The sequence below is a fragment of the Azospirillum sp. CT11-132 genome, assembly GCF_047302835.1.
Lineage (GTDB): Bacteria > Pseudomonadota > Alphaproteobacteria > Azospirillales > Azospirillaceae > Azospirillum.
In genome coordinates this window covers 442,146-465,915 of the sequence record NZ_JBGLZA010000006.1, presented here as the reverse complement: position 1 = coordinate 465,915, position 23,770 = coordinate 442,146, and the positions used below count along the sequence as shown (strand labels likewise).

The following is a 23,770-nucleotide window of genomic DNA, read 5'->3' as shown; positions in this document are numbered from 1 at the left end:
CCTTGCGGACGCTGCAATCCGGCCGGTCAGAATGCTGGCATGTGATTGAAAAAGGGGCAACTCTTCTTGGCGATCCGGTCAGGATCGCGACGTGTCGCTCTCCGGCCGCTCACCGCGCCTGCGGGCGTCGCTCCGGCAGCGGTCGGAGCAGTATTTCACCTCGTCCCACACCCGCTCCCACTTCTTGCGCCAAGTGAAGGGACGGTTGCAGACCGGGCAGGTCTTGGTCGGCAGGTCGGCCTTCTTTACGCCCCTCATGCCGGGCCCCCTCCCAGAATTGCGGCGGGACGGCGCAGGACGGGGTCGAAGGGGTTCAACTGGCGGCTGATCGCAGCGGATTCGCGTTTCAGGATGTCGACCACCACCGGCAGCCGCTCCTCGTTCAGCCGCTCGCTGATCGTGCCGACGCTGAGTGCCGCCACCGCATGGCCGTCGCGGTCCAGCACCGGAACCGCCACGCCGGACATTCCCGGCAGCAGGCCGGTGGAGCGGCTGGCATAGCCCACCTCCCGCACCCGCGCGATCTCCGTGCGCAGATAGACCTCGTCGATGATGCCGACACCCTGCATGCGCGGCAGGTTGAAGCGGATGACTTCCTCCCGCTCCTCCGCATGCAGGAAGGCCATGATGGCAAGGCTGCCCTGGCCGACGCCCAGCGTCACCCGGCCGCCGATGTCGCCGGTGAAGGAGCGGATGGGGAAGGGCCCCTCGCTGCGGTCCAGGCACACCGCGTCGAAGCCGCTACGCACCAGCAGGAAGATGGTGTCGCGCAGGGTCGCCGACAGGCGCAGCAGGATCGGCCGGCAGATGTCGCGAAGGTTGTTCGGGTTTCCGGCCTGCGCCGCCAAACCGAACAGGTCGATGCCCAGCCGGTAGCGCTTGGTCGCCTTGTCCGCCTCCGCCATGCCTTCTTCCACCAGGATCTTCAGCAGTCGGTGGACGGTCGGCGGGGTGAGGTCGAGGGCGCGCGCGATGTCGGTCAGCCGAGCCCCCGTCTCGTTGGAGGAGGCCAGCAGGCGCAGGATCGCCAACCCGCGCTGCAGGCTGGATTTGCCGCCCGCCTCCTCATTGCCGGTGCCCTCGCCACCGGTGCTCTTGTCGGTCTTGCTGCGGGTGTCGGCGCTCATTTCCAGCCTCTTCCTGAAAATCGAAGAATGTTTGTTGGTCCATCTATTCCGCATATCGGAAGCTTTTGCAAAATCTTTTCTGCCAATGGAAAAAGCGGATTGACGCGACCGGGGGTGCGGCGGAACCATCGGGCAACAGGTGAGGCCCGGAGACCGAGGCCAATTGTCGCAAGAGGGAGAATTCCCCCCGTGTCGTTCCTCGAATTGAAAAACATCACCAAGCGTTACGGCCCGCTGACCGCGGTCGGCGATGTCTCGCTGTCGGTGGAAAAGGGGGAGTTCGTCTCTCTGCTCGGCCCCTCGGGCTGCGGCAAGACCACGACCCTGCAGATGATCGCCGGTTTCGTGGAACCGTCGGCCGGCACCATCCGGCTGGACGGACGCGACATCACGCGGGCCAAGGCGAACAGCCGCGGGCTGGGCATCGTGTTCCAGAGCTACGCGCTGTTCCCGCATATGACCGTGTTCGACAATGTCAGCTTCGGCCTGGAGATGCAGCGCGTGCCCAAGGGCGAGCGCAAGCCCCGCGTCGAAGAGGCGCTGTCGCTGGTCCACCTGTCCCCCTATGCCAAGCGCTATCCGCGCGAACTGTCGGGCGGCCAGCGCCAGCGCGTGGCGCTGGCCCGCGCCCTGGTCATCCGCCCGCCGGTCCTGCTGCTGGACGAGCCGCTGTCGAACCTGGACGCCAAGCTGCGCGAGGCGATGCAGTTCGAACTGCGCGAGATTCAGCGCAAGGTCGGCACCACCACGGTCATGGTCACCCACGATCAGGCCGAAGCCTTCTCGATCAGCGACCGTGTCGTCGTGATGGAGGCCGGGCGCATCACCCAGATCGACCAGCCCTATCGCATCTACGAGCATCCGGAGACGGAGTTCATCTCCCGCTTCGTCGGCAAGACCAACCTGCTGCCGGGCAAGGTCGTCACCGCGACCGGCGCCGGCGCCACGGTGTCTTTGGCCGGCATCGCCGTGCCGGTCGAAGCCGCCGGCCTGTCGGTGGGCGAGACGGTGACGCTGTGCATCCGGCCGGAGAAGCTGCACCTGACCGCCCCGGCGAACGGGCTGCTGACCGGCCGTGTCGCCGACCGCTTCTTCCTGGGCAGCCAGTGGCTCTATCACATCGACGGGCCGCTCGGCACGCTGATGGTGGTGACGCCGAATGACGGCTCCACCCCGGCGGAGCCGGGCGCGAGCGTTGGGCTGGACTGGTCGCCGTCGGTCGTGCGCGTCCATCGTGGCGCCATGGCGGAGGCGCCCGACGTGGCGCTCGAGGTGACGGGATGAGCGCAACCCTTCCCGATGCCGCCCCGGCCTCGCCGGGCGAGGAGACGCCTGAACGCAGTTTCCCCACCGCGCCGCTGTTCCTGTCGGCGCCGGCTGTCCTGCTGTTCTCGGCACTGGTGCTGATTCCGCTGTTCCTGACGGCTTTGCTGTCCTTCAACCAGTTCGACTATGCGACCGGGCGCACCGGCGGCTTCACGCTGGAGCATTACCTGTCGGTCCTGACCGACGAGTATTACCTGGAAATCTTCCTGCGCACCTTCCGGATATCGGCGCTGGCGACCGCCATCTGCGTGGTGATCGGCGTGCCGGAGGCCTACATCCTCAGCCGGATGACCAACCCCTGGCGCTCGATCTTCCTGCTGGTGATCCTGGCGCCGCTGCTGGTCTCCGTCGTGGTGCGCGCCTTCGGCTGGAGCATGCTGCTGGGGCCGGAAGGGCCGGTGAACGCCGCGCTGATGGCGTTCGGCATCGGCCGCATGCGGTTGCTCTACACCGAAGGCACGGTGATCGTGGCCCTGGTCCACGTCATGCTGCCCTTCATGGTCATCCCGGTCTGGACCTCGCTGCAGAAGCTGGATCCGGCGGTGGAGCAGGCGGCGCTGTCCTTCGGCGCCTCGCGCGGCACGGCCATCGTCCGGGTGGTGGCGCCGCAGATCCTGCCCGGCATCCTGTCGGGAAGCCTGATCGTCTTCGGCCTCAGCGCCAGCGCCTTCGCCATTCCCGGCCTGCTCGGCGGGCGGCGGCTGAAGATGGTCGCGACGGTGGTCTACGACCAGTATCTCAGCGACCTGAACTGGCCGATGGGGGCCGCGGTCGCCGCATTGCTGCTGATCGCCAACCTGATCGTCATGCTGACCTACCACCGTCTGGTGGAAGGCCATTACCGCCGCCGGCTGGGGTGAGGATGCCATGACCCGCAACGGACCCGTCGCCCTGATCTTCCACACTCTGGTCGTCATCTTCATGCTGGCGCCGCTGGCGATCGTCTGCCTCGTCGCCTTCACGCCCGAGAATACGCTGTCGCTGCCGACCAACGGCTTCTCGCTGCGCTGGTTCGACGCGGTGTTCCATCACCCGGACTTCGTCCAGTCGTTCTGGAACAGCCTGTGGCTGGCCGTGCTGTCGGCGACGCTGGCGGTGGTGCTGGCGGTTCCGGCCTCCCTCGCCATCACGCGCTGGGAGTTTCCCGGCCGCGGCTTCCTCAATGCGCTGTTCCTGTCGCCGCTGATCATCCCGCATCTGGTGCTGGGCGTCGCCATGCTGCGGCTGTTCGCCATCGTCGGCGCCACGGGCAGCTTCGGCTGGCTGGTGGCGGCGCACATCGTGATCGTCACGCCCTATGTCATGCGCCTGCTGATCGCCGCGATTTCCGGCTTCGACCGCAGCGTGGAGCAGGCCGCCTTCTCGCTGGGGGCCAGCGAGGCCACCGTGTTCCGCCGCGTCACCCTGCCGATGATCCTGCCCGGCGTCACCGGCGGCTGGCTGATCGCCTTCATCAACAGCTTCGACGAGCTGACCATGTCCATCTTCATCACCTCGCCGTCCACGGTGACGCTGCCGGTGCGGATGTACATGTACGCCACCGAATCCATCGACCCGATGATGGCGGCGGTTTCGGCGCTGATCATCGGCATCACCGCGGTCGCCGTGCTTCTGCTCGACCGCGTCTATGGGTTGGACCGCATCCTGGTCGGCCAGCACTGAGCATCCGCTCCGGCCGTCCTCTCTTCGGAGACCAGTCATCATGGCTTTGCTGCAGCGTGTGGCCGAACAGGGCCGGCGCGTGGTCCGATTTACCCTCGACGGGCGCCCGGTTGAGGCGCTGGAGGGCGACACCGTCATGACCGCCATGCTCACCAATGGCGAGCGGCTGCGCCGGACGGAGTTTGCCGACAGCCCGCGTGCCGGCTTCTGCATGATGGGCGCCTGCCAGGATTGCTGGGTGCGGACGGAGGAGGGCGAGCGCCTGCGCGCCTGCGGCACCTTCATCGCCGACGGCATGCGCCTTGTGAGCGGCGGGGAGTGGACGTCGTGAGCGAAACTCTCCCTCCCGTCATCGTCGGCGCCGGCCCGGCCGGCATCCGCGCCGCGGAGCGGCTGGTCGCCGCCGGACTGCGTCCGGTGGTGGTCGACGAGGCGGCGCGCTGGGGCGGCCAGATCTATCGCCAGCCACCGGATGGCGGCTTCACCCGGCCGAAGAAGGCTCTGTACGGCTTCGAAGCGGGCAAGGCCGACGCGGTCCACCGCGCCATGGCGGCCATCCGTGACCGCGTCGACTACCGCCCGCGCACGCTGGTTTGGAACTGCGAGGCGGGTGCGCTCGACCTGCTGTGCGACGGGGCGAGCGAGGCCTTGCCCTTCAGTCACCTGATCCTGGCGACGGGCGCCACCGACCGCGTGCTGCCCTTCCCCGGCTGGACGCTGCCCGGCGTCTTCACGCTGGGCGGCTCGCAGGTGGCGTTGAAGTTCCAGGGCTGCGCCGTCGGCCGGCGGGTCGCCTTCCTCGGCACCGGGCCGCTGCTCTATCTGGTCGCCTACCAGTATCTGAAGGCCGGGGTCGAGGTGGCGGGGGTGTTCGACACCACGCCCTTCGCCGTCCAGGCCCGCGCCACCGCCGGCATGCTGCGCGATGCGGCCACGCTGGCGAAGGGGCTGCTGTATGTCGGCTGGCTGCGCGCCCATGGCGTGCCGATCCACAACGGCGTCCGCCCGGTGCGTGCGGAGGGAGCCGAACGGGTCAATGCGCTGGTCTGGCGCGATGCACAGGGGCAGGAGCGGCGCACGCCCTGCGACGCCGTCGCCTTTGGCCTTGGACTGCGGTCGGAGACCCAGCTGGCAGACCTTGCCGGCTGCCGGTTCCGTTTTGATGAAGCCGACCGCGCGTGGCTGCCGGAGCGGGACGGGGCGGGGCGCAGCTCGGTTCCCGGCGTCTATCTGGCCGGTGACGGCAGCGGCATTTCCGGTGCCGATGCGGCGGAACTGGCGGGAGAGCGAGCGGCGCTGGCCCTGCTGGAGGATCTCGGCCGCCCGGTGGACGGTAAACGGGTGAAGGAGTTGGACGTTCGGCTCTTCCGCATCGCCGCCTTCCGCCGCAGCCTGTCGGCGGCCTTCCCCTTCCCGGCGGATTGGGCCGACGCCATCGCCGACGACACGATGATCTGCCGCTGCGAAGGTATCACCGCCGGCGCCGTGCGCGAGGTCGCCCGCAGCGGACAGGCCCGCGAGATGAACCGCGCCAAGGCGCTGACCCGTGCCGGCATGGGCCGTTGCCAGGGTCGCATGTGCAGCGCCACCACGGCGGAACTGCTGTCCCGCACGCTCGGCACCGGTCCTGACGGGGTGGGGCGCCTGCGGGCGCAGCCCCCGATCAAGCCTCTCCCCATCGCGACGATCATCCCCTCTCCCCCCCGCTCACGCGCAAACGAAGTTTGCGCTGACGCGACAGGCGGACCAGAGGTCCGCCGAAAGCGGGGAGAGGGTCAGGGTGAGGGGGATGCATCGCGAGGCGCCGGTCGGATATCTGCAGCGCCCCAAACCGCCAAAGACGCTCCGCCACGCGTCCCCCTCACCCAACCCTCTCCCCGGGGGGGAGAGGGCTTGTCTGGACGGGAGGTCGCGTGATGCGGGAACGGATCGAGTGCGATGTCGCCATTGTCGGCGGCGGGATCGTCGGCGGGTCGGCGGCGCTGTTCCTGCGGCAGGCCGGCCTGTCGGTGACCTTGCTGGAGCGCGATTGGTGCGGCGCCAAGGCGAGCGGCGTCAATTTCGGCGGTGTGCGCCGACAGGGCCGCCCGCTGGAGCAGCTGCCGCTGTCCCAGCGCGCCCACGCCATCTGGGGCCGCCTGCCGGAGCTGCTGGGCACCGATGCCGAATACATCCGCTCCGGCCATCTGAAGCTGGCCCGTAGCGAGCCCGACCTTGAGTCGCTGATCGCCTATCGCGAGCGCAGCCAGGGCTTCGGCCTGGGGCTGGAGATCATCGTCGGCGAGGAGTTCCGCCGCCGCTGGCCGGCGCTGGGCGACCGCGCCATCGGCGGGTCGCTCTGTCCGGAGGATGGCCACGCCAACCCCCGCCTCGTCTCCCCCGCCTTCGCCCGCGCCGCTGCGGCGCTGGGGGCCGTGGTGCGCGAACAGACGCCGGTCGACCGGGTGGAGAGGGACGGCGACCGCTTCGTGCTGCTGAGCGGCGATGCCCTGGAAGTCCGCGCCCGCTTCCTGCTGAACACCGCCGGCGCCTGGTCCTGGCGGGTGGCGGAGGCGTTCGGCGAGCCGGTGCCGCTGGAATCGCTCCACCCCAACATGGCGGTGACGGAGCCGCTGCCCCGCTTCCTCGACGTCAACATCGGGGTGGAGGGCGGCGGCGTCTATGGCCGGCAGGTGCCGCGCGGCAACATGGTGGTCGGCGGCGGGCGCGGCTTTGCGCTGGACGCCGACCGCGCCCGGCCGCAGCGCGACGCCGTGCTGACCCTGATGCGCGACGCGGCGGAGTTGTTCCCGCAGCTGCGCCACGCCCACGTCATCCGCTGCTGGACCGGGGTGGAGGGCTATACGCCCGACCGCAACCCGATCATCGGCCCCAGCCGCACCACGCCCGGCCTGTTCCACGCCTTCGGCTTCTCCGGCGCCGGTTTCCAGATCGGACCCGGCGTCGGCCAGACGCTGGCCGAACTGGTCACCAGCGGCGAGACGCCGATGCCGCTGGAGGCTTTCCGCATCGACCGCTTTTCACCGACCGCTTAAGACTTCACCCGAGACTTCACCCCTTGGCCCATTGGAGGACATGCATGCCCAGCTTGCGTACCCTGTCGCTCACCGGTCTCGCCACGGTTGCCATCACGGCGGCCGCCGCGCTCTCCACCCCCGCCGCCGCCCAGACCAAGACGGTCTATATCGGCATGAACGGCGGCACGATGGAGAAGACCTACACCGAGCATGTCTTCCCCGCCTTCGAGAAGGCGACCGGCATCAAGGTGGTGGTGGTTCCCGGCACCTCGTCCGACATCCTGGCCAAGTTGCAGGCGCAGAAGGACAATCCGCAGATGCACGTCGTCTTCCTGGACGACGGGCTGATGTACCGCGCGATCGGCATGGGCCTGTGCCAGAAGATGGACAGCTCGCCGGTGCTGAACGACGTCTATCCGTCGGCGCGCATGAAGGGCGACATGGCCGTCGGCGTGAACATGGGCATGACCGGCCTCGCCTATAACAAGGCGATGTTCGACGAGAAGGGCTGGGCGCCGCCGACCAGCTGGATGGATCTGGCCGATCCCAAGTACAAGGGCAAGGTCGTCGTCCAGTCGGCCGCCAGCAGTTCCTTCGGCCTGCATGCCTTCCTGATGTACAACCGCATCAAGGGCGGCACCGAGGCGAACGTCGATCCGGGCTTCACCACCTGGCGCAAGACCATCGGCCCCAACGTGCTGGAATACATCCCCAGCTCCGCCAAGATCGCCGAGATGGTGCAGACCAATGAGGCGGCGATCTTCCCGCTGACCCCGACCGGCGTCGGCAGCCTGAAGGCCAAGGGCATTCCGGTCGAATATGCCCAGCCGAAGGAAGGCTCGGTCGTGCTGATGGTCGGCGAATGTGTCGTCGCCAAGAACCCGGACAACGAGGCCGCGCAGAAGCTCGCCGCCTATCTGCTGGGGCCGGAGGCGCAGCTCGCCGCCCTGCAGTACGGCGCGCAGATTCCGTCGAACACCAAGGTCACGGCGCCGGCCGACGTAGCCGACGAGATGAACAAGTTCCAGGGCTACATGAAGAACGCCGTCACGGTGGACTGGGACGTCATCAACGAGAAGCGCCCCGACTGGAACCAGCGCTGGAACAAGGAAATCGAACGGTAATCAGGGCATGAAAAAGGGGGGCGCCGAAAGCGCCCCCCGATTTGTATTCCGCAGCTGGTTATTCGGCAGCCATCGCGGCGCGGCGCTGGGCCTCGCGGATCTGGCGGCCTTCCTTCAGCTTTTCCGACAGCAGGAAGGCCAGTTCCAGCGACTGGCTGGCGTTCAGGCGCGGATCGCAGGCGGTGTGGTAGCGCAGCGCCAGATTGTGGTCGGTGATGGCCTGGGCGCCGCCCGTGCACTCCGTCACATCCTGGCCGGTCAGCTCGAAATGCACGCCGCCGGCATGGGTGCCTTCGGCCTGATGCACCTCGAAGAAGCCGCGCGCCTCGGCCAGCACCCGCTCGACGGGGCGGGTCTTGTAGCCGGTGGTCGACTTGATCGTGTTGCCGTGCATCGGGTCGCAGGACCACACCACGGTGCGGCCTTCGCGCTGGACCTTGCGCAGCAGCGGCGGGAACTTCTCCGCCACCTTGTCGGAGCCCATGCGCACGATCAGCGTCAGGCGCCCGGCCTCGTTGGTCGGGTTCAGGATGTCGATCAGGCGGATCAGCTCGTCCGGGTCGGTGGTCGGGCCGCACTTCAGGCCGATCGGGTTCTTCACGCCGCGCAGGAACTCGACATGGGCGCCGTCGGGCTGGCGGGTGCGGTCGCCGATCCACAGCATGTGGGCCGACACGTCGTACCAGTCGCCGGTGGTGCTGTCGACGCGGGTCAGCGCCTGCTCGAAGGGCAGCAGCAGCGCCTCGTGGCTGGTGAAGAAGTCGGTCTCGCGCAGCTGCGGCGTCGTCTCCGCGGTGATGCCGCAGGCGGCCATGAAGGCCAGCGTCTCGTCCAGGCGGTTGGCCAGCTCCTGGAAATGCTCGCCGGCCGGCGACTTCTCGACGAAGCTCAGCGTCCACTGATGGACCTTGTGCAGGTCGGCGTAGCCGCCCTGGGCGAAGGCGCGCAGCAGGTTCAGCGTTGCCGCGGCCTGGGTGTAGGCCTGCATCATGCGCTCCGGATCGGGAACGCGGGCGTCGCTGGTGAAGTCGAAGCCGTTGATGATGTCGCCGCGGTAGGACGGCAATTCGACCCCGTTAATCTCTTCCATGTCGGCCGAGCGCGGCTTGGCGAACTGGCCGGCCATGCGGCCCACCTTGATGACCGGGATCGAGGCGCCGAAGGTCAGCACCACGGCCATCTGCAGCAGGACGCGGAAGGTGTCGCGGATGTTGTTGGGGTGGAACTCGGCGAAGCTCTCGGCGCAGTCGCCTCCCTGCAGCAGGAAAGCCTGACCGGCGGCGGCCTCGGCCAGCTTGGACTTCAGCCGGCGGGCCTCGCCGGCGAAGACGAGCGGCGGATAGGAGGACAGGCGCTGCTCGACCGCCTCGACCTTCGACTGGTCGGGATAAGTCGGCAACTGCTTCGCCGGTTTCGTCCTCCAACTGGCGGGTGTCCAACGCTCGACCATGACGCGCCTGCTCTTCCTTGACGATTGCGGAACGGGGGCCGGGCGGGCGGCGAACGACCGGCGGCGAAACCCGTGGGGGGTACTCTATAGCGCGACTCGCGGTAACTTTTCCACAGTTTCGGCCCGCCTGCCGGCAATGCTGTGCCATCGGGACAGGTCGCCTGCCACCGCTGGTAATTTCAGATGAAAGGAACTTCGCCCCGCCTTCGTCCCGACATCCGATATATCAAGGGCCGCTGGCGGCGCGTGGCCGCGGCCAGTATACATCGGGGGCAACCGACCACGCCCGAGAGGAGCCTCCCCGGTGAAAGCGACATCCTGGCGGGCAAAGCGCCTGTCCTCCTGGGGGCAGGCCCTGTCCGTCTACCGCGACCCGCGCGTGCTGGCGATCCTGTTCCTGGGCTTCTCCGAAGGGCTTCCGTTGGCGCTGACCGGCGCCACGCTGAATGTCTGGCTGACCGAACAGGGCGTCAGCCGCACCAACATCGGGCTTTTCGCGCTGGTCACCATGCCCTATGCGCTGAAGTTCCTGTGGGCTCCGCTGATCGACCGGTTGCGCTTGCCGGTGATGACGCGGCTGTTCGGGCGGCGGCGCGGCTGGGCGCTGACGGCGCAGGCGGCGCTGATCGCGGCGCTGCTGGGGCTGGGCACCACCGATCCGGGGCAGGACCTGTGGTGGACGGCGATGTGCGCCGTGCTGGTCGCCTTCTGCTCGGCCAGCCAGGACATCGTCGTCGATGCCTATCGGGTCGAGGTGCTGGAGGAGCATCAGCAGGCCGCCGGTGCTGCGGTGCTGGTGCTGGGCTATCGCTTCGGCATGATGGCGGCGGGGGCGGGCGCGCTCTACATCGCGCAGTACTATGGCTGGCGCACGGCCTACGAGGTGATGGCGGCGCTGGTTCTGGTCGGCATGGCCACCATCCTGCTGTGCCGCGAGCCGAAGGAGCCGCCGCCCAGCGCCCGCGAAAGGCTGATCGCGGAGTGGCTGGGTCACCGGCCGCATCTGTCGGGCCGCAGCGCCGTCGTGCTCGCCTGGATTTACGGAGCGGTGGTGGCGCCCTTCGCCCAATTCATGGAACGGCGCGGCTGGGTGGTGATCCTGGCCTTCATCGCCAGCTACAAGCTGGGGGAGGTGCTGGCCGGGCAGATGTCCTCGACCTTCTACATCAGCCTGGGCTTCACCAAGGTGGAGATCGCCAACGTCAGCAAGCTGTTCGGGCTGTGGGCGACCATCGCCGGCGGGTTGCTGGGCGGGTTGCTGGTGGGCAAGGTCGGGGTTCTGCGCGGCCTGATGATCGGCGGCATCCTGCAGATGGTGTCGAACCTGGGCTATGTCGTGCTGGCCTGGAACGGCAACGACGTGTCGACCCTGGCGATGACGGTGGCGGTGGAGAATGTCTGTGCCGGCATCGCGACGGCGGCCTTCGTCGCCTATCTGTCCAGCTTGTGCAACGTCGCCTACACCGCGACCCAGTACGCGCTGCTGTCCAGCCTTTACAAGCTGGGCGGCGACCTGTTCGGCGCGTCCTCCGGCTGGCTGGCGGAGCGGATGGACTGGGTCAGCTTCTTCCTGCTGTCGATGGCCGGCGCCATTCCGGCCCTGTGCCTGCTGATCTGGCTGATGGGCCTGCACCGCCGCGAAGAAGAGGCGGCCGTCCCCGCCCAGTGACGGGGACGGCGATGCCGGAGCCGCTTAGCGGCTGCCGGTGGTCGTCTTGGTCTTGCCGGCGCCCGGGCCCGCGCCCAGGTCGGCGCCGGTGGTCGGATCGGAATCCGGCTTCGACATGGTGCGGGCGGCCACGGCGTTGACCGCCGCCAGTTCCGACGCGGCGAGCTTGACCGTCGGGTTGCCGTCGCCGCCGCTGACCGGGGCGTCGGTCGGCTTGACGTCGACGAACTCCCACTGGGCGCCCTGGTTCCACGGGCCGCGCATGTCGCCTTCGCCCTGGCTCATGTTGTAGTACTTGTCGGTGTATTCCGGCTTGCCCGGCAGCTTGCCCGGCGGGAAGTTGTTGTCGATCGCGTAAAGCGCCTTCTCGAAGCTCTTCTGGTGGGCGATCTCGCGGGTCATCAGGAAGCCCAGCGCATCCTTCACGCCCGGATCGTCGGTGACGTTGATCAGCCGCTCGTAGATGATCTTCGCGCGCGCTTCCGCGGCGACGTTGGAGCGCAGGTCGGCCGTCGGCTCGCCGATGCTGTCGATGTAGCCGCCGGTCCACAGCTGCCCGGCCGAATTCACCAGGGCCGGCCCGCCGCCATACAGCAGCGACAGGGTGTGGCTGCCGTTGCCCTGGGTGATGTTGGCATAGAGGTCGGTGGTCGCCTCCGCACCTTCGGCCAGCTTGCCCTTGGCGCCCTTGGTCAGCATGGCGACGATGGAGCCGATGACCTCCAGGTGGCTCAACTCCTCGGTCGCGATGTCGATCAGCATGTCCTTGCGGCCCGGATCCTCGTCGGCCAGACCCTGGGTGAAGTAGCGCATGGCCGCGGCAAGCTCGCCCTGCGGGCCGCCGAACTGCTCAAGCATGAGGCTAGCGAGCACCGGGTTCGGCTCCGACACGCGAACCGTGTACATGAGCTTTTTGTTATGCATGAACATGCGAGGGACTCCTCCTGCGTCTGATGGCCCGCTAAGCAGGGGCCGCGGATCGGCGCGACCGGGTCCGGACCGGATCGCTCCCTGTCCTCAACCGAGGATCTTTAGAAGCGTTCCAGGAAGAATGCCTGTTTCGGAGTGCTATGCCGGATGGATTCCAACGGCGGCAGGAAGGACTGTCTTCCGTACAGAAGATGGCTGTGGTGCAGGGTGCCCACCCTGGTTTTCACGTCCGGGTGGGCGCACTTGCCGATGAGTGCCGCAGAGGCTTACTGCGCCTGGGCGCGGCAGGCTTCCAGAGCGGAGATCGCCTTGCGGGTATCGTCGAGGTAATAGGTGTAGGCGTAATCGTCGCTCTTGCCGTCGATCTCCATGTAAAGCTCGCGGCCGTTCATCAGGGCCTCGATCGCCTTGGAGGTTGCCGGAATACCGACGACGGCCATCGTCTTGTCGATGGCAGCGCCCGGAACCTTGTCGCTCCACTTCTTATCGACCGACAGGGAGACGGTGAGATCTTCCTTCTCCTTCAGCCTCCAGGCGGAATCACCGAAGATCAGCACCATCGCCTGACCCTTGTTCGTGTAGGCCAGGGCGATGGTGGCGGTATCCTTGGAATCGGTCTTCCATTCCTGGCTAATGGCGCAGTCCTTGTCGATCTTGACGTCCCACACGCCGATCTTGGTCTGAGCGTGTGCAGTACCGATCGAGGCGAATGCCGCAACGCAGGCAGCCGCTGCAAAAATTCCGCGCATGTTCACAGTCATTCCCTGGGAAAATTGTTCGTACCACCATGGTAGGTACTACAATCGGGGTAGGTCCAGGGATTTCCTGTCCTTACACTGGAATGTAACGGGGCCATGAGCGGAGGAGTCCGATCATGGCCCGTTGCGGATAGCCCGCCACTGCGTTTCGGTACGGTTGACCGCTCAGATCTTCTTTTCCGGCTCCGCCTTCTCGCGCATCAGCACGAATTCCTCCGACGTGGAGGGGTGCAGCGCGATGGTGCGGTCGAAGTCGCGCTTGGTGGCGCCGCAGTTCATGGCGATTGCCATCGGCTGCATCATCTCCGGCGCATCCATGCCCATCATGTGGCAGCCCAGCACGCGCTGGCTTTCGCCGTCCACCACCAGCTTCATCAGCACCCGCTCATCGCGGCCGGACAGGGTGTGCTTCATCGGGCGGAAGCCGGCCTTGTAGATGTCGACCTGCGGGTATTTGGCACGGGCCTGCATCTCGGTCAGGCCGACGGTGCCCAGCGGCGGCAGCGAGAACACCGCGGTCGGCACGTTGTCGTAGCCGATGTGCATCGGGTTGTCGTTGTACAGCGTTTCGGCCAGCGCCCGGCCCTCGGCGATGGCGATCGGGGTCAGCGCCATGCGGTCGGTGACGTCGCCGATGGCATAGATGCTGTCGACCGAGGTCCGCGACCACTCGTCCACCGGGATCGCGCCGGCCTCGTTCAGGGTGATGCCGACCTCTTCCAGGCCGAGATTCTTGGTGTTCGGGCGACGACCGGTGGCGGCCATCACCAGACCGGCGGAATGCTCGCGGCCCATATGGTCGGTCAGGGTATAGCCGCCGGGACCCTTTTCCAGCTTCGCCGGCTTGCAGCGCGAGATGATGTTGATGCCGCGCTTGCGCATCTCCTGCGCCAGAGCGATGCGGATGTCGTCGTCGAAGCCGTTCAGCAGGTCGTCGCCGCGGATCATCAGCGTCACTTCGGCGCCCAGCCCGCGGAAAATGCTGGCGAACTCCACGGCGATGTAGCCGCCGCCGATGATCAGGACGGAGTGGGGAAGCGTTTCCAGATGCAGCGCCTCGTTGGAGGTCGCAGCATGCTCCATCCCTTCCACCTGCGGCAGGGTCGGCCAGCCGCCGGTGGCGATCAGGATGTTGCGGGCGGTGTAGCGCTTGCCGTCCACCTCGACCGTGTGGGGGTCGATGATCCGGCCGAACCCTTCATACAGGGTGACGCCGGAGTTCTTCAGCATGGTGATGTAGATGCCGTTCAGCCGGTCGATCTCGCGGTCCTTGCGCGCGATCAGCGTTTCCCAGTCGAAGGTCGGCGTGTGCGAGTTCCAGCCATAGCCGCAGGAATCCTCGAAGCCGTCGCGGAACTGGGCGGCGTAGACCAGCAGCTTTTTCGGCACGCAGCCGCGGATCACGCAGGTGCCGCCGACGCGGCTGCCCTCGCAGATCGCCACCTTGGCGCCGTAGGACGCCGCGCGCCGGCTGGCGGCGACGCCCCCGGACCCCGCCCCGATGGTGAAGAGGTCGAAATCGAACTCGGCCACGGCCGTCTCCTTCCGCAACTGGACCTTTAACCCACGAACGAATGTCGTCGGGCAGGATATGGGGTCGGGGCAGGCGTTGGGAAGCGCGCCCTCAGCGCAGCAGCATGTCCTGGATCAGCACTTGCCGAAGCTTCAGCGGACGCATGGTCTTGTTGGCGACGTAGCGCAGCGCGTCCTTGACATAGACCTGCCCCTCCGCCCCACGCAGTTCGGCCGGGTCGACCTCCAGCAGGCGCCGTTCGATGGCGTCCGCGATGCGCGGCAGATGCGGCGTGACCGTCTCCATCGGGGTCGACGGGTCGAATTCCAAGACGGCGCGCAGCCGCAGTTCCTGCAGCCGGCGACCGTCGTTGAGCGTGACCGTCAGCGTGGGCAGGGCGGCATAGACAGCCGGTGCCGCCTCGACGCGGGCAGGGGAATAGGCGCCCTGGGCGGGGGCCGGGCGCAGAAGCAGCGCACTGCCGATCCCGGCACCGGCGAAGGCCAGCATCAGCCCCAGCAATGCCAGGACGATCCTGTTTCCGGTTCCATCGAAGGAGGGCAGGCTGCCTTGGCCGGCTTCGGCAGAGACTGATGTCTTGGTCATTCCGCCCTGCTGAGTTGCTGCCGCCGAACCGGTTCGAAAACTCTAGAAGCGCGGAAATGGTAGGTCAAATGAAGGTATTTTATCTGGTTTTTCTTTGATTGCCGGCAGATGGACGGTGATTGACTGTGGGATTGCAGAGTAGCTTTCAAAAGCATTTGAGATTTTTCCCAGAGACCGGCCGCTGAATCCCCGCCGAAAAACGCAACGCAGCCATCCGCCGCGGGTTGATAGGGTGGGAAGCCTCTTCCCCCGACCGACCGGGGCGTATAATGCTGGGATTCCAACACAACCGGCCGGCTGCCCTGTCCGGTGGCCGGACCATCCATAACGAAGCACTGCAAAGCCATGCGCGGACACGGGCATAGACAGGGGCGGAAGGCGAGGGTGACGGGTATGAGCGACACCGATAACCGATCAGTTGGCAGCCGGTCAGTCGATGGACGGCCGACGGCCCTCCATCCGTCCTCCGCGGCGGTGCCCGACTGGACGGACACCTATTTCCGCCGCACCAAGGAGGCGGTCGGCAAGTTCGGCGACAAGACCGTCACCTATGCGATCTTCATGCGGCGTCCGGTGGTCTGCGCCCCGCGCCTTGCGGTGGAATGGCTGGAGTCGGTGGCGCGGGAACGCAACACCAGCTTCCAGATCGAACTGAACTACCCCGAGGGCAAGTGGGTCGGCGCCGGCGAGCCGATCATGTACATCACCGGATCCTTCTACCATCTGGTCGATTGCGAGACGATCCTGCTGCAGAAGCTGGGCCCGGCCAGCGTCGCCGCCTACAACGCCTTCACCATGTGCGCCGACCTGCCGAAGGTCGCCTTCCTCGCCATGGACGCCCGCCACTGCGCCGGGACGGAAATGGCGGAGATGATGGCCTATGCGGCCTCCGTCGGCTCCGACCGGGCCAAGCGCAAGGTCGGCGCCAAGGGCTTCGTCGGCAACGCCACCGACGCCACCGCCTTCTACTTCGGGCAGGAACGGGGCATGGGCACCATGCCGCACGCCCTGATCGGCTATGCCGGATCGACCGTGCGCGCGGCGGAGATGTTCCACGAGACCTTCCCCGACCTGCCGCTGACCGTCCTGGTCGATTATTTCGGCCGCGAGATCACCGACGGGCTGGAGGTCTGCCGCCGCTTCCCGCAGCTGGCCGCCCAAGGCAAGCTGTCGCTGCGGCTCGACACCCCCGGCGGCCGTTTCGTCGAGGGGCTGGACCCGCCCGGCTCCTACGCCGTGCTGGAGCGCCATGCGCCGCATGCCATCCGCGGTTATCGCGACGAGACGCAACTGCGTTACCTGATCGGCACCGGTGTCTCTGCCGCCGCGATCCACTATGTGCGCGAACGGCTGGACGAGGCCGGCTTCCCGGCGGTGAAGATCGTCGCCAGCAGCGGCTTCGGCCCGGCCAAGTGCCGGCTGATGGCGGAGGCCAATGCCCCGGTGGACGTGATCGGCACCGGCAGCTACCTGCCCGAACGCTGGACCGAGACCTACGCGACCGCCGACATCATCGAGTATGACGGCGAACGCCGTGTGAAGGTCGGCCGCGAGTTCCTGTTTCGGCGGTAACCTCCGGCTAACGCCCGGGATCCCCTCTCCCCCCCGGGAGAGGGTTAGGGTGAGGGGGATCCGCTTCGTGGCTCTCTTCGGCTCCGCCGAACCCCCTTGTGTCTTTGAATTTTGCTAGAGAAGAAGCCCTGGGGGGTGGGGCATGCCCCACCCCCCAGGGTGGAGCGGCACCCGCTAAACCCTTGGCCCTGGCCGGCCGCGGATGAGCTTGGGACCGCTCCGCCGTCTTCCACGCCCGAACAGTTGCCTGGCACGACCGCCGAACAGGCAAGGAAGGGATCCGAAGAATGGCACTTCTTCTCATATTTGTCGGCATTGATGTAAGCAAAGACGCTCTCGATGTCCATCTCCTGCCCGGCAACGCTTCCTGGCGCGTGGACAACACCGAGCAGGGCTGGAAACAACTGATGGCGTGGCTGGAACGCCACGGCGAGCCGGCCCAGATCACCATCGCCCTGGAGGCCAGCGGTGGCTTCGAGAAGGGCTGCGCCCGCAAGTTCGCCGAGGCGGGCTATACCGTCTCCATCCTCGATCCAGTACGCGTGCGCCGCTTCGCCGAGGCCGCCGGTCAGTTCGCCAAGACCGACGCCATCGACGCCCGCGTCATCGCCCGCTTCGCCCAGACCTTCACCACCACCCCGGCGGTCTTCGACCAAGCCACCGAGCGGCTGGCTGAGACTGTGCGCTGGCGCCGCCAGCTGATCGAGCAGAAGACCGCGCTGGACAATCAACTGCGTGGCTTGACCAGCACCTCCCTGCGCCGTGCCACGCGCGGCCTGCTGACCCGGCTCGAAACGCTGATCGAGCGGATCAGCGACGAGATCGCCAAGCAGATCCAGGCCAATCCGGCCTGGACCGCCGTGACCAAGCCGATCCACTCGATCAAGGGAGTCGGCCCGGTCACGGTCGCCACCCTGCTGGCCGAGTTGCCTGAACTGGGCAGGCTCGACCGGCGAAAGATCGCCGCATTGGTTGGGGTGTGCCCTTACACCCGCCAAAGCGGCAAGAGCGACGCCAAGCGCATGATCCGCGGTGGGCGCCTTGGACTGCGCAACGCACTCTACATGGCCGCACTAACCGCCATGCGATATGATCCAACCCTCAAAGCCTTCTCCGAGCGCCTCAGAGCCGCCGGAAAGCCGGGAAAGGTCGCCGTCGTCGCTGTCATCCACAAAATGCTGACAATTCTCAACGCTCGGGTCCGTGACGCACTGGCAGCCATTCCCACCAACACATGAACAAGACAGTTGCTCATCCCAACCTTCTCCCCAGGGGGGAGAAGGAGTGGGGAGAAGGGGTTAAGCGCTTCTCACCCCAAGCGTTTCGCGATCAGCGGGCCACGCTCCGGTGCCGCATCCCTCACCGTGACCGACGCGCGCAGGCGGCGTTCGGCTTCGTCGGCCTGCGCCTCCGTGCGGGCGTGCAGGATCGCCAGCGGACGTTCCGTCGGACCCACCGCGTCGCCCAACCCGGCCACCTCGTCGAAGCCGACGGCGAAGTCGATGGCGTCGGTCGTCCTGGTTCGGCCGCCGCCCAGCGCCACCACCGCCATGCCGACGCCGCGGGTGTCGATCGCGCCAACGAATCCGGCCCGCTCGGCGAACACCGGGCGGACGATGGGCGCGCGTTCCAGATGGCGGTCCGGCTGCTCCAGCAGGTCGGCCGGCCCCCCGAGCGCTTCGACCATGCGGGCGAAACGCTCCGCCGCCGCGCCGCTGGCGATGGAGCGGTCGGCCATGGCGCGCCCGGCCGCCGCGTCCGGCACCAGCCCGCTCAACGCCAGCAGTTCCGCCGCCAGCGCCGCCGTCACCTCGTAGAGTCGCGGTTCGGCCGGTTCGCCGCGCAGGATGGCGAGGCATTCCCGCATCTCCAGCGCATTGCCGGCGCTGCGGCCCAGCACCTCGTTCATGTCGGTCAGCAGGGCCACCGCCGGCAGGCCCGCGCCCTTGGAGACGGTGACGATGCTCTCGGCCAGCGCCTCGGCATCCTGGAGGCGCTGCATGAAGGCGCCGCTGCCGAACTTCACGTCCATCACCAACGCGTCCAGCCCGGCGGCGAGCTTCTTCGACAGGATCGACGCGGTGATGAGGTCGAGCGATTCGACCGTCGCCGTCACGTCGCGAATGGAATAGAGCCGCTTGTCGGCCGGGGCGATGTCGTCGGTGGCGCCGATCACCGCGCAGCCGACCTGCTTCACCACCCGGCGCAGCAGGTCATTGTCGGGCTTGGCGCGATAGCCGGGGATGCTCTCGAACTTGTCGAGCGTACCGCCGGTGTGGCCCAACCCGCGCCCCGACACCATCGGCACGAAGCCGCCGCAGGCCGCCAGCATCGGCGCCAGGATCAGGCTGACCTTGTCGCCGACACCGCCGGTCGAATGCTTGTCGATCACCGGGCCGGGCAGGTTCAGCGACCGCCATTCCATCACCGTGCCCGAATCGCGCATGGCGCGGGTCAGCGCCACCCGTTCGTCCAGGCTCATGCCGCGGAAGAAGACGGCCATGGCAAAGGCCGCCGCCTGGGCCTCCGACACGCTGCCGTCGGTGATGCCGCGCACGAAATCCTGGATGGTGGCGGCGTCGAGCAGCTGGCCATCGCGCTTGGCGCGGACGATCTCCTGCGGAAGCATGCTTCAGTACCCTCCCGCCGGGGCCGGCTCGCGTTCGCCTTCCCGTTCTCCATGTCCGGCCGCCACCAGCAGCGAGTCGAGCAGGCTGGAGGCGCCGAAGCGGAAGGTCTGCGGCGTCGCCCAGCCTTCCCCCAGGATATGGTCGGCGAGCGCCAAATAGCGCGCTGCCTCCGCCGCGTCGCGGATGCCGCCGGACGCCTTGAAGCCGACCTGCTTGCCCGACTCATAGATGCAGTCCAGCATCACCGCCGCCGCCGGCAGGGTGGCGGCCGGCTGGGTCTTGCCGGTGGAGGTCTTCAGGAAATCGGCCCCGGCGGCGATGGCGTCGCGGGCTGCCCAGGCGAGCAGGTCGGCGTCGGGGAAGGCGCCTGATTCCAGGATCACCTTCATCAGGGCCTTGTCGCCGCAGGCCTCGCGGCAGGCCTTCACGACATTCATCGGCTGGGTGCGGGCGCCGTCGATGAAGGCCTTGTAGGGCAGCACGACGTCGATCTCGTCGGCGCCGTCAGCAATGGCGCGCCGGGTTTCCGCCGCCACCGAGGAGGCGTCCGCCTCGCCGGTCGGGAAATTCACCACGGTGGCGACCTTTACCGCCGTTCCCTCCAGCGCCTTGCGGGCGGTGGGGACGAAGCGCGCCCAGACGCAGACGGCGGCGACCGGCCCGACGGGCGTGACGGCGCGGGTGCAGAGATCCTGCACCACCCGGTCGCTGTCGTCGCCGTTCAGGCTGGTGAGGTCGAGCATGCCCACGGCACGGCGCGCCAGATCGGCGTCGGACGGGGCGTTGGCGCTGGCATCGAGCGCGCTTTGCAGGTCGGCAGACAGTTTCATGACCGGGACCCGTCCTTTTCATGCAGGCGTTCGAGAAAACCGACCAGCAGGCGCTCCAGGTCGGCGGCTGCCGCCGACGCGGCGGTCAGGGTCTGGTGGTGGTCGACCGGCCCGTCGCCGAGCCCGACCCCCAGGTTGGTGACGACGGCGCAGCCGACGACCCGCAGGCCGCAATGGCGGGCGATGATGCATTCCGGAACGGTGGACATGCCGACCGCGTCGGCACCCAGCAGCTTCATCATCCGGACCTCGGCCGGCGTCTCGAAGGATGGGCCGGGATAGGCGGCATAGACGCCCTCCGCCAGATCGATGGACAAGCCGGCCGCCACCTCCTTCAGGAGGCTGCGCAGAGCCGGATCCCAGGCGTCGGTCATGCTGGGGAAGCGCTCGCCGAAGGCCTCGTCGTTCGGGCCGGTCAGCGGGTTGGCGCCCAGCAGGTTCAGATGGTCGCTGATCGCCATCAGCCGGCCCGGCCCGACCTCCAGCCGGAGCGAGCCGACGGCGGCGGTCAGCACCAGCGTGTCGCAGCCGGCCAGCTTCAGCGCCCGCACGGCGGTCTTCAGCGCATCGAAGCCGTTGCCTTCATAGGCATGGACGCGGCCCTGCATGCAGGCGACCTCGACCCCGCCGAGCTGCCCAACGACCAGCCGTCCGGCATGGCCGGACACGCTGGGGATGGGGAAGCCGGCAATGTCGGTGTAGGGGATGACGACCGCGTCGGCGATGCGGTCGGCGATGCCGCCCAGGCCGGAACCCAGCACGATGCCGACCCGCGGCCGGTGGCCGGAGGCACGGTGAAGGATGTCCGCGGCGGCGCGGGCTGCCGTCATGTCGGGAAACTCCGCTCAGAAGGCTAAATTGGTGGGGCCGAACGATTCGGGCAACAGGATCTCCAGCGAAAAGGTCCGCCGCAGACCGGCCGGGTCGCAGATGTGGATCGGGGTTTCCGGCGTGGCGAATTCGCGGATGCGCTGGCGGCAGCCGCCGCAGGGTGTGCAGATTTCCTCCGCCCCCGCCTCGCCGCCCATGACGACGATGGCGCGGATGCGGCGGTCGCCGGCGGTGATCATGGCGCCGATGGCGCTCGATTCGGCGCACTGGCCTTGCGGGTAGGCGGCATTCTCCACATTGCAGCCGGCGAAGATGCGCCCCGATTCGCCGAGGATGGCGGCGCCGACCTTGAATTTGGAATAGGGGGCGTGGGCGTTCTCGCGCGCGGCACGGGCCGCTTCGATCATCCGGGACAGCTCCGCCGGGTCGGTCATGGCGTCAGCGCTCCTTGACATAGGGGATGCCGCTCGCCTTCGGGGCGATGGCCTTGCCGACGAAGCCGGCCAGCAGCAGGACGGTCAGCACATAGGGCAGCATCTGGATGAACTGCACCGGGATCACGCCGATGCCCGGCAGTTCCACCCCCTGCAGGCGCACCTGCACCGCATCGGTGAAGGCGAAGAGCAGGCAGGCGAACAGGGTCGGTCCCGGCCGCCATTTGCCGAAGATCAGCGCCGCCAGCGCCAGATAGCCCTTGCCGGCGGTCATGTCGCGGACGAAGCCGGCGCCATGGCCGGTGGAGAGATACGAGCCGGCCATCCCCGTCAGCGCTCCGGTCACCAGCAGCGCCTGATAGCGCAGCTTCGTCACCGACAGGCCGGCGGTGTCGACCGCCGCCGGATTCTCGCCCACCGCCCGCAGCCGCAGCCCGAAGCGTGAGCGGTAAAGCACCCATTGGGTGGCGATCACCAGGACCAGCGTCACCCAGATCAGCACGTTGTTGCCGTTCAGCAATTCGCGGTAGACCGGCCCCAGAACCGGCACGCCGGCCAGCGCGTCGACCCCCGGCAACTCCACCGCGGGAATGCGCGCCTGGTTGGGCAGAAGCGGGGTCTGGCCGCCCTGCTGGAACCAGGCATAGGCCAGCGTCGGCGCCAGCCCGGCGACCAGGATGTTGATCGCCATGCCCGATACCACCTGATTGCCGTTGTGGGTGATGCAGGCGAAGCCGTGGACCAGCGCCAGCGCCACCCCGGCGGCGATGCCGGCCAGCAGTCCGAGCCAGGGATTGAGCGTCGTCGACGCGACGGCGGCGGAGAAAAAGGCGCCGGCCAGCATCTTGCCTTCAAGCCCGATGTCGACCACCCCCGACCGCTCGCAGTACATGCCGGCGAAGGCGGCCAGCACCAGTGGCGTCGCCACCCGGATGGTGGCGCCCAGCAGCTGCAGCGCCAGAAGAAGCGCGTCCTCCATCGCTCAGCCCCTTCCCGTATCTGCCGCGGCGGTGCCGCGGCGGCGGAACAGCGCCTCCACCTGCGGCTTGAACAGGTTCTCCATTGCGCCGGCGAACAGGATGACCAAGCCCTGGATGACCATCACCAGCTCGCGGTTGATCGTGGGATAGTCGAAGGACAGCTGGCCGCCGCCCTGCGCCAGAACCCCGAACAGCAAGGCGGCCAGAATGATCCCGACCGGATGGTTGCGTCCCATCAGCGCCACGGCGATGCCGACGAAGCCGACGCCGCCGGTGAAGTTCAGGATCACCCGGTGCTGCACGCCCAGGATCTCGTTCACGCCGACGAAGCCGGCCAGAGCGCCGGAGATCAGCATGGCGATGATGATGTTCCGCGCCGGCGAGATGCCGGCATAGACCGCCGCCCGCTCGTTGCGGCCCACCGTGCGCAGCTCGTAGCCCCAGCGGGTCCGGCGCAGGAAGATGTGGAACAGCAGGCAGCAGGCCAGCGCCCACAGGAAGGACAGGTTCAGCGGCGAGGCCGGGATGGCGATGCCGAACCAGCCGAGCGCCCGGTCCATCGACGGCAGCCAGACGCCGGGATCGAACTCGCGGGTTTCCGGCGACTGGCTGCCGGGACGGATCAGCACGTCCACCAGCAGCCAGGTCATGATCGACGCGGCGATGAAGTTGAACATGATCGTCGTGATGACGATGTGGCTGCCGCGCTTGGCCTGCAGCCAGGCTGGGATGAAGGCCCAGGCGGCGCCGAACAGGGCGGACGCCAATACCGCCAGCAGCGCCACCACCGGCCAGGGCCAGCCGGTCAGCGCCAGCGCCACCAGCCCGGCGCCGAGCCCGCCGAGATAGGCCTGCCCCTCGCCGCCGATGTTGAACAGCCCGCAATGGAAGGCGATGGCGACCGCCAGCCCGGTGAAGATGTAGTCCGTGGTGTAATAAAGGGTGTAGCCGATGGCCTCCGGGTAGCCCAGAGCCTCCGACAGCAGCAGCGACAGCACGTCGACCGGATTCTCGCCGATCACCAGGATCACCAGCCCCGACAGCACGAAGGCCGCGACGAGGTTGAGAACCGGAAGCAGCGCATACCCGACCCAGCCCGGCACGGCGCCCGGCTGGCCCTTCCCCGATCCGCTCAGCAGCACCGGCGTCTCCTGGATTGCCCCCTGCCGCGGATTCTTAACCGCCAATGCTCTGCCGACCAAGCATTTCATCGCGCCGGAATCACTGCGGCTGCCGTGGGTTAGAAGGATTTCAAAAACTCTTGCCGCAGCGCAGCAATCTGGCATGCTTCTAAACCATAGAAATTTTATG

At 67.7% G+C, this 23,770-nt stretch carries 23 protein-coding genes; 10 read left to right on the top strand and 13 right to left on the bottom strand.

Annotated features, from left to right (window positions below; genetic code table 11):
• Positions 1 to 78 precede the first annotated feature (78 nt).
• Together ACCD06_RS25985 and ACCD06_RS25980 are read right to left on the bottom strand one after the other, a co-directional pair.
• On the bottom strand, positions 79 to 258 hold the full coding sequence (locus ACCD06_RS25985) for a DUF2256 domain-containing protein (RefSeq protein WP_413344546.1): 180 nt from the start codon (positions 256 to 258) through the stop codon (positions 79 to 81).
• Positions 255 to 1,127 carry an IclR family transcriptional regulator gene (locus ACCD06_RS25980; RefSeq protein ID WP_199231914.1) on the bottom strand — a complete coding sequence of 291 codons (873 nt, stop codon included), beginning with the start codon at positions 1,125 to 1,127 and terminating at the stop codon, positions 255 to 257. The genes ACCD06_RS25985 and ACCD06_RS25980 overlap by 4 nt, the downstream gene beginning before the upstream one ends.
• Before the next feature lie 189 nt (positions 1,128 to 1,316).
• Here ACCD06_RS25980 and ACCD06_RS25975 point away from each other — a divergent pair, with 189 nt between their 5' ends.
• From ACCD06_RS25975 to ACCD06_RS25945, 7 genes are read left to right on the top strand one after another with little or no spacing between them, the layout of a single operon-like run.
• A complete protein-coding gene (locus ACCD06_RS25975) occupies positions 1,317 to 2,411 on the top strand; it encodes an ABC transporter ATP-binding protein (RefSeq protein WP_413344544.1) in 1,095 nt (364 codons plus the stop codon).
• A complete protein-coding gene (locus ACCD06_RS25970; RefSeq protein ID WP_109072964.1) occupies positions 2,408 to 3,313 on the top strand; it encodes an ABC transporter permease in 906 nt (301 codons plus the stop codon). Before ACCD06_RS25975 ends, ACCD06_RS25970 begins: the two co-directional genes overlap by 4 nt.
• 7 nt (positions 3,314 to 3,320) lie before the next feature.
• Positions 3,321 to 4,115, top strand: coding sequence for an ABC transporter permease (locus tag ACCD06_RS25965; protein ID WP_109072965.1), 795 nt, complete (start codon positions 3,321 to 3,323; stop codon positions 4,113 to 4,115).
• A 40-nt stretch (positions 4,116 to 4,155) separates the two neighbouring features.
• On the top strand, positions 4,156 to 4,446 hold the full coding sequence (locus tag ACCD06_RS25960; RefSeq protein WP_109072966.1) for a (2Fe-2S)-binding protein: 291 nt from the start codon (positions 4,156 to 4,158) through the stop codon (positions 4,444 to 4,446).
• Positions 4,443 to 6,032, top strand: coding sequence for an FAD-dependent oxidoreductase (locus ACCD06_RS25955; RefSeq protein ID WP_413344541.1), 1,590 nt, complete (start codon positions 4,443 to 4,445; stop codon positions 6,030 to 6,032). Before ACCD06_RS25960 ends, ACCD06_RS25955 begins: the two co-directional genes overlap by 4 nt.
• A complete protein-coding gene (locus ACCD06_RS25950) occupies positions 6,032 to 7,150 on the top strand; it encodes an NAD(P)/FAD-dependent oxidoreductase (protein WP_413344539.1) in 1,119 nt (372 codons plus the stop codon). The genes ACCD06_RS25955 and ACCD06_RS25950 overlap by 1 nt, the downstream gene beginning before the upstream one ends.
• 44 nt (positions 7,151 to 7,194) lie before the next feature.
• Positions 7,195 to 8,256, top strand: coding sequence for an ABC transporter substrate-binding protein (locus ACCD06_RS25945; protein WP_109072969.1), 1,062 nt, complete (start codon positions 7,195 to 7,197; stop codon positions 8,254 to 8,256).
• 58 nt (positions 8,257 to 8,314) lie between these two features.
• Here ACCD06_RS25945 and ACCD06_RS25940 read toward each other — a convergent pair whose 3' ends face one another.
• Positions 8,315 to 9,706: a class II 3-deoxy-7-phosphoheptulonate synthase gene (locus tag ACCD06_RS25940; RefSeq protein WP_413344537.1), complete on the bottom strand. Its 1,392-nt coding sequence runs from the start codon at positions 9,704 to 9,706 to the stop codon at positions 8,315 to 8,317.
• 304 nt (positions 9,707 to 10,010) lie between these two features.
• Here ACCD06_RS25940 and ACCD06_RS25935 point away from each other — a divergent pair, with 304 nt between their 5' ends.
• Positions 10,011 to 11,375 carry an AmpG family muropeptide MFS transporter gene (locus tag ACCD06_RS25935; RefSeq protein ID WP_413344535.1) on the top strand — a complete coding sequence of 455 codons (1,365 nt, stop codon included), beginning with the start codon at positions 10,011 to 10,013 and terminating at the stop codon, positions 11,373 to 11,375.
• A 24-nt stretch (positions 11,376 to 11,399) separates the two neighbouring features.
• On the opposite strand, the gene ACCD06_RS25930 is transcribed toward ACCD06_RS25935, so the two are convergent.
• The 4 genes from ACCD06_RS25930 to fliL all read right to left on the bottom strand — a co-directional run bounded on the left by ACCD06_RS25930 (position 11,400) and on the right by fliL (position 15,182).
• Positions 11,400 to 12,299, bottom strand: a complete 900-nt coding sequence (locus ACCD06_RS25930; protein ID WP_413344824.1) for a manganese catalase family protein — start codon at positions 12,297 to 12,299, stop codon at positions 11,400 to 11,402.
• Positions 12,300 to 12,571: 272 nt separating this feature from the next.
• A complete protein-coding gene (locus tag ACCD06_RS25925) occupies positions 12,572 to 13,054 on the bottom strand; it encodes a hypothetical protein (protein WP_413344533.1) in 483 nt (160 codons plus the stop codon).
• A gap of 174 nt (positions 13,055 to 13,228) precedes the next feature.
• A complete protein-coding gene (gor, locus tag ACCD06_RS25920; protein WP_413344531.1) occupies positions 13,229 to 14,596 on the bottom strand; it encodes a glutathione-disulfide reductase in 1,368 nt (455 codons plus the stop codon).
• A 91-nt stretch (positions 14,597 to 14,687) separates the two neighbouring features.
• A complete protein-coding gene (gene fliL / locus ACCD06_RS25915) occupies positions 14,688 to 15,182 on the bottom strand; it encodes a flagellar basal body-associated protein FliL (protein WP_136703924.1) in 495 nt (164 codons plus the stop codon).
• A 393-nt stretch (positions 15,183 to 15,575) separates the two neighbouring features.
• On the opposite strand from fliL, the gene ACCD06_RS25910 reads away from it, so the two are divergent.
• A complete protein-coding gene (locus ACCD06_RS25910) occupies positions 15,576 to 16,754 on the top strand; it encodes a nicotinate phosphoribosyltransferase (protein WP_109072976.1) in 1,179 nt (392 codons plus the stop codon).
• 302 nt (positions 16,755 to 17,056) lie between these two features.
• Positions 17,057 to 17,992, top strand: coding sequence for an IS110 family transposase (locus tag ACCD06_RS25905; protein WP_085083272.1), 936 nt, complete (start codon positions 17,057 to 17,059; stop codon positions 17,990 to 17,992).
• Positions 17,993 to 18,063: 71 nt separating this feature from the next.
• Here the strand turns inward: ACCD06_RS25905 and deoA are convergent, their stop codons facing one another.
• The 6 genes from deoA to ACCD06_RS25875 are packed head-to-tail and all read right to left on the bottom strand — an operon-like array spanning position 18,064 to position 23,601.
• On the bottom strand, positions 18,064 to 19,383 hold the full coding sequence (gene deoA, locus ACCD06_RS25900) for a thymidine phosphorylase (RefSeq protein ID WP_413344529.1): 1,320 nt from the start codon (positions 19,381 to 19,383) through the stop codon (positions 18,064 to 18,066).
• A 3-nt stretch (positions 19,384 to 19,386) separates the two neighbouring features.
• A complete protein-coding gene (gene deoC / locus ACCD06_RS25895) occupies positions 19,387 to 20,214 on the bottom strand; it encodes a deoxyribose-phosphate aldolase (protein WP_413344527.1) in 828 nt (275 codons plus the stop codon).
• Positions 20,211 to 21,044 (bottom strand): purine-nucleoside phosphorylase, encoded by an 834-nt coding sequence (locus ACCD06_RS25890; RefSeq protein WP_109072979.1) that lies wholly within the window; start codon positions 21,042 to 21,044, stop codon positions 20,211 to 20,213. Before ACCD06_RS25890 ends, deoC begins: the two co-directional genes overlap by 4 nt.
• A 15-nt stretch (positions 21,045 to 21,059) precedes the next feature.
• On the bottom strand, positions 21,060 to 21,479 hold the full coding sequence (gene cdd / locus ACCD06_RS25885) for a cytidine deaminase (protein WP_413344525.1): 420 nt from the start codon (positions 21,477 to 21,479) through the stop codon (positions 21,060 to 21,062).
• Between the two features lie 4 nt (positions 21,480 to 21,483).
• Positions 21,484 to 22,458 (bottom strand): ABC transporter permease, encoded by a 975-nt coding sequence (locus ACCD06_RS25880; RefSeq protein ID WP_413344523.1) that lies wholly within the window; start codon positions 22,456 to 22,458, stop codon positions 21,484 to 21,486.
• Between the two features lie 3 nt (positions 22,459 to 22,461).
• Positions 22,462 to 23,601: an ABC transporter permease gene (locus tag ACCD06_RS25875; protein WP_413344521.1), complete on the bottom strand. Its 1,140-nt coding sequence runs from the start codon at positions 23,599 to 23,601 to the stop codon at positions 22,462 to 22,464.
• Between the last annotated feature and the right edge of the window lie 169 nt (positions 23,602 to 23,770).

What these genes read in the sequence shown, in the direction of transcription:
- ACCD06_RS25965 (WP_109072965.1), top strand. Translation starts at nt 3,321, where the DNA reads ATGACCCGCAACGGACCCGTCGCCCTGATCTTCCACACTCTGGTCGTC.
- ACCD06_RS25925 (WP_413344533.1), bottom strand. Translation starts at nt 13,054, where the DNA reads ATGCGCGGAATTTTTGCAGCGGCTGCCTGCGTTGCGGCATTCGCCTCG.
- deoA (WP_413344529.1), bottom strand. Translation starts at nt 19,383, where the DNA reads ATGCTTCCGCAGGAGATCGTCCGCGCCAAGCGCGATGGCCAGCTGCTC.
- ACCD06_RS25940 (WP_413344537.1), bottom strand. Translation starts at nt 9,706, where the DNA reads ATGGTCGAGCGTTGGACACCCGCCAGTTGGAGGACGAAACCGGCGAAG.
- ACCD06_RS25880 (WP_413344523.1), bottom strand. Translation starts at nt 22,458, where the DNA reads ATGGAGGACGCGCTTCTTCTGGCGCTGCAGCTGCTGGGCGCCACCATC.
- ACCD06_RS25945 (WP_109072969.1), top strand. Translation starts at nt 7,195, where the DNA reads ATGCCCAGCTTGCGTACCCTGTCGCTCACCGGTCTCGCCACGGTTGCC.
- ACCD06_RS25930 (WP_413344824.1), bottom strand. Translation starts at nt 12,299, where the DNA reads ATGCATAACAAAAAGCTCATGTACACGGTTCGCGTGTCGGAGCCGAAC.
- ACCD06_RS25910 (WP_109072976.1), top strand. Translation starts at nt 15,576, where the DNA reads ATGAGCGACACCGATAACCGATCAGTTGGCAGCCGGTCAGTCGATGGA.
- ACCD06_RS25985 (WP_413344546.1), bottom strand. Translation starts at nt 258, where the DNA reads ATGAGGGGCGTAAAGAAGGCCGACCTGCCGACCAAGACCTGCCCGGTC.
- ACCD06_RS25950 (WP_413344539.1), top strand. Translation starts at nt 6,032, where the DNA reads ATGCGGGAACGGATCGAGTGCGATGTCGCCATTGTCGGCGGCGGGATC.
- cdd (WP_413344525.1), bottom strand. Translation starts at nt 21,479, where the DNA reads ATGACCGACCCGGCGGAGCTGTCCCGGATGATCGAAGCGGCCCGTGCC.
- ACCD06_RS25890 (WP_109072979.1), bottom strand. Translation starts at nt 21,044, where the DNA reads ATGACGGCAGCCCGCGCCGCCGCGGACATCCTTCACCGTGCCTCCGGC.
- ACCD06_RS25970 (WP_109072964.1), top strand. Translation starts at nt 2,408, where the DNA reads ATGAGCGCAACCCTTCCCGATGCCGCCCCGGCCTCGCCGGGCGAGGAG.
- deoC (WP_413344527.1), bottom strand. Translation starts at nt 20,214, where the DNA reads ATGAAACTGTCTGCCGACCTGCAAAGCGCGCTCGATGCCAGCGCCAAC.
- ACCD06_RS25960 (WP_109072966.1), top strand. Translation starts at nt 4,156, where the DNA reads ATGGCTTTGCTGCAGCGTGTGGCCGAACAGGGCCGGCGCGTGGTCCGA.
- ACCD06_RS25980 (WP_199231914.1), bottom strand. Translation starts at nt 1,127, where the DNA reads ATGAGCGCCGACACCCGCAGCAAGACCGACAAGAGCACCGGTGGCGAG.
- fliL (WP_136703924.1), bottom strand. Translation starts at nt 15,182, where the DNA reads ATGACCAAGACATCAGTCTCTGCCGAAGCCGGCCAAGGCAGCCTGCCC.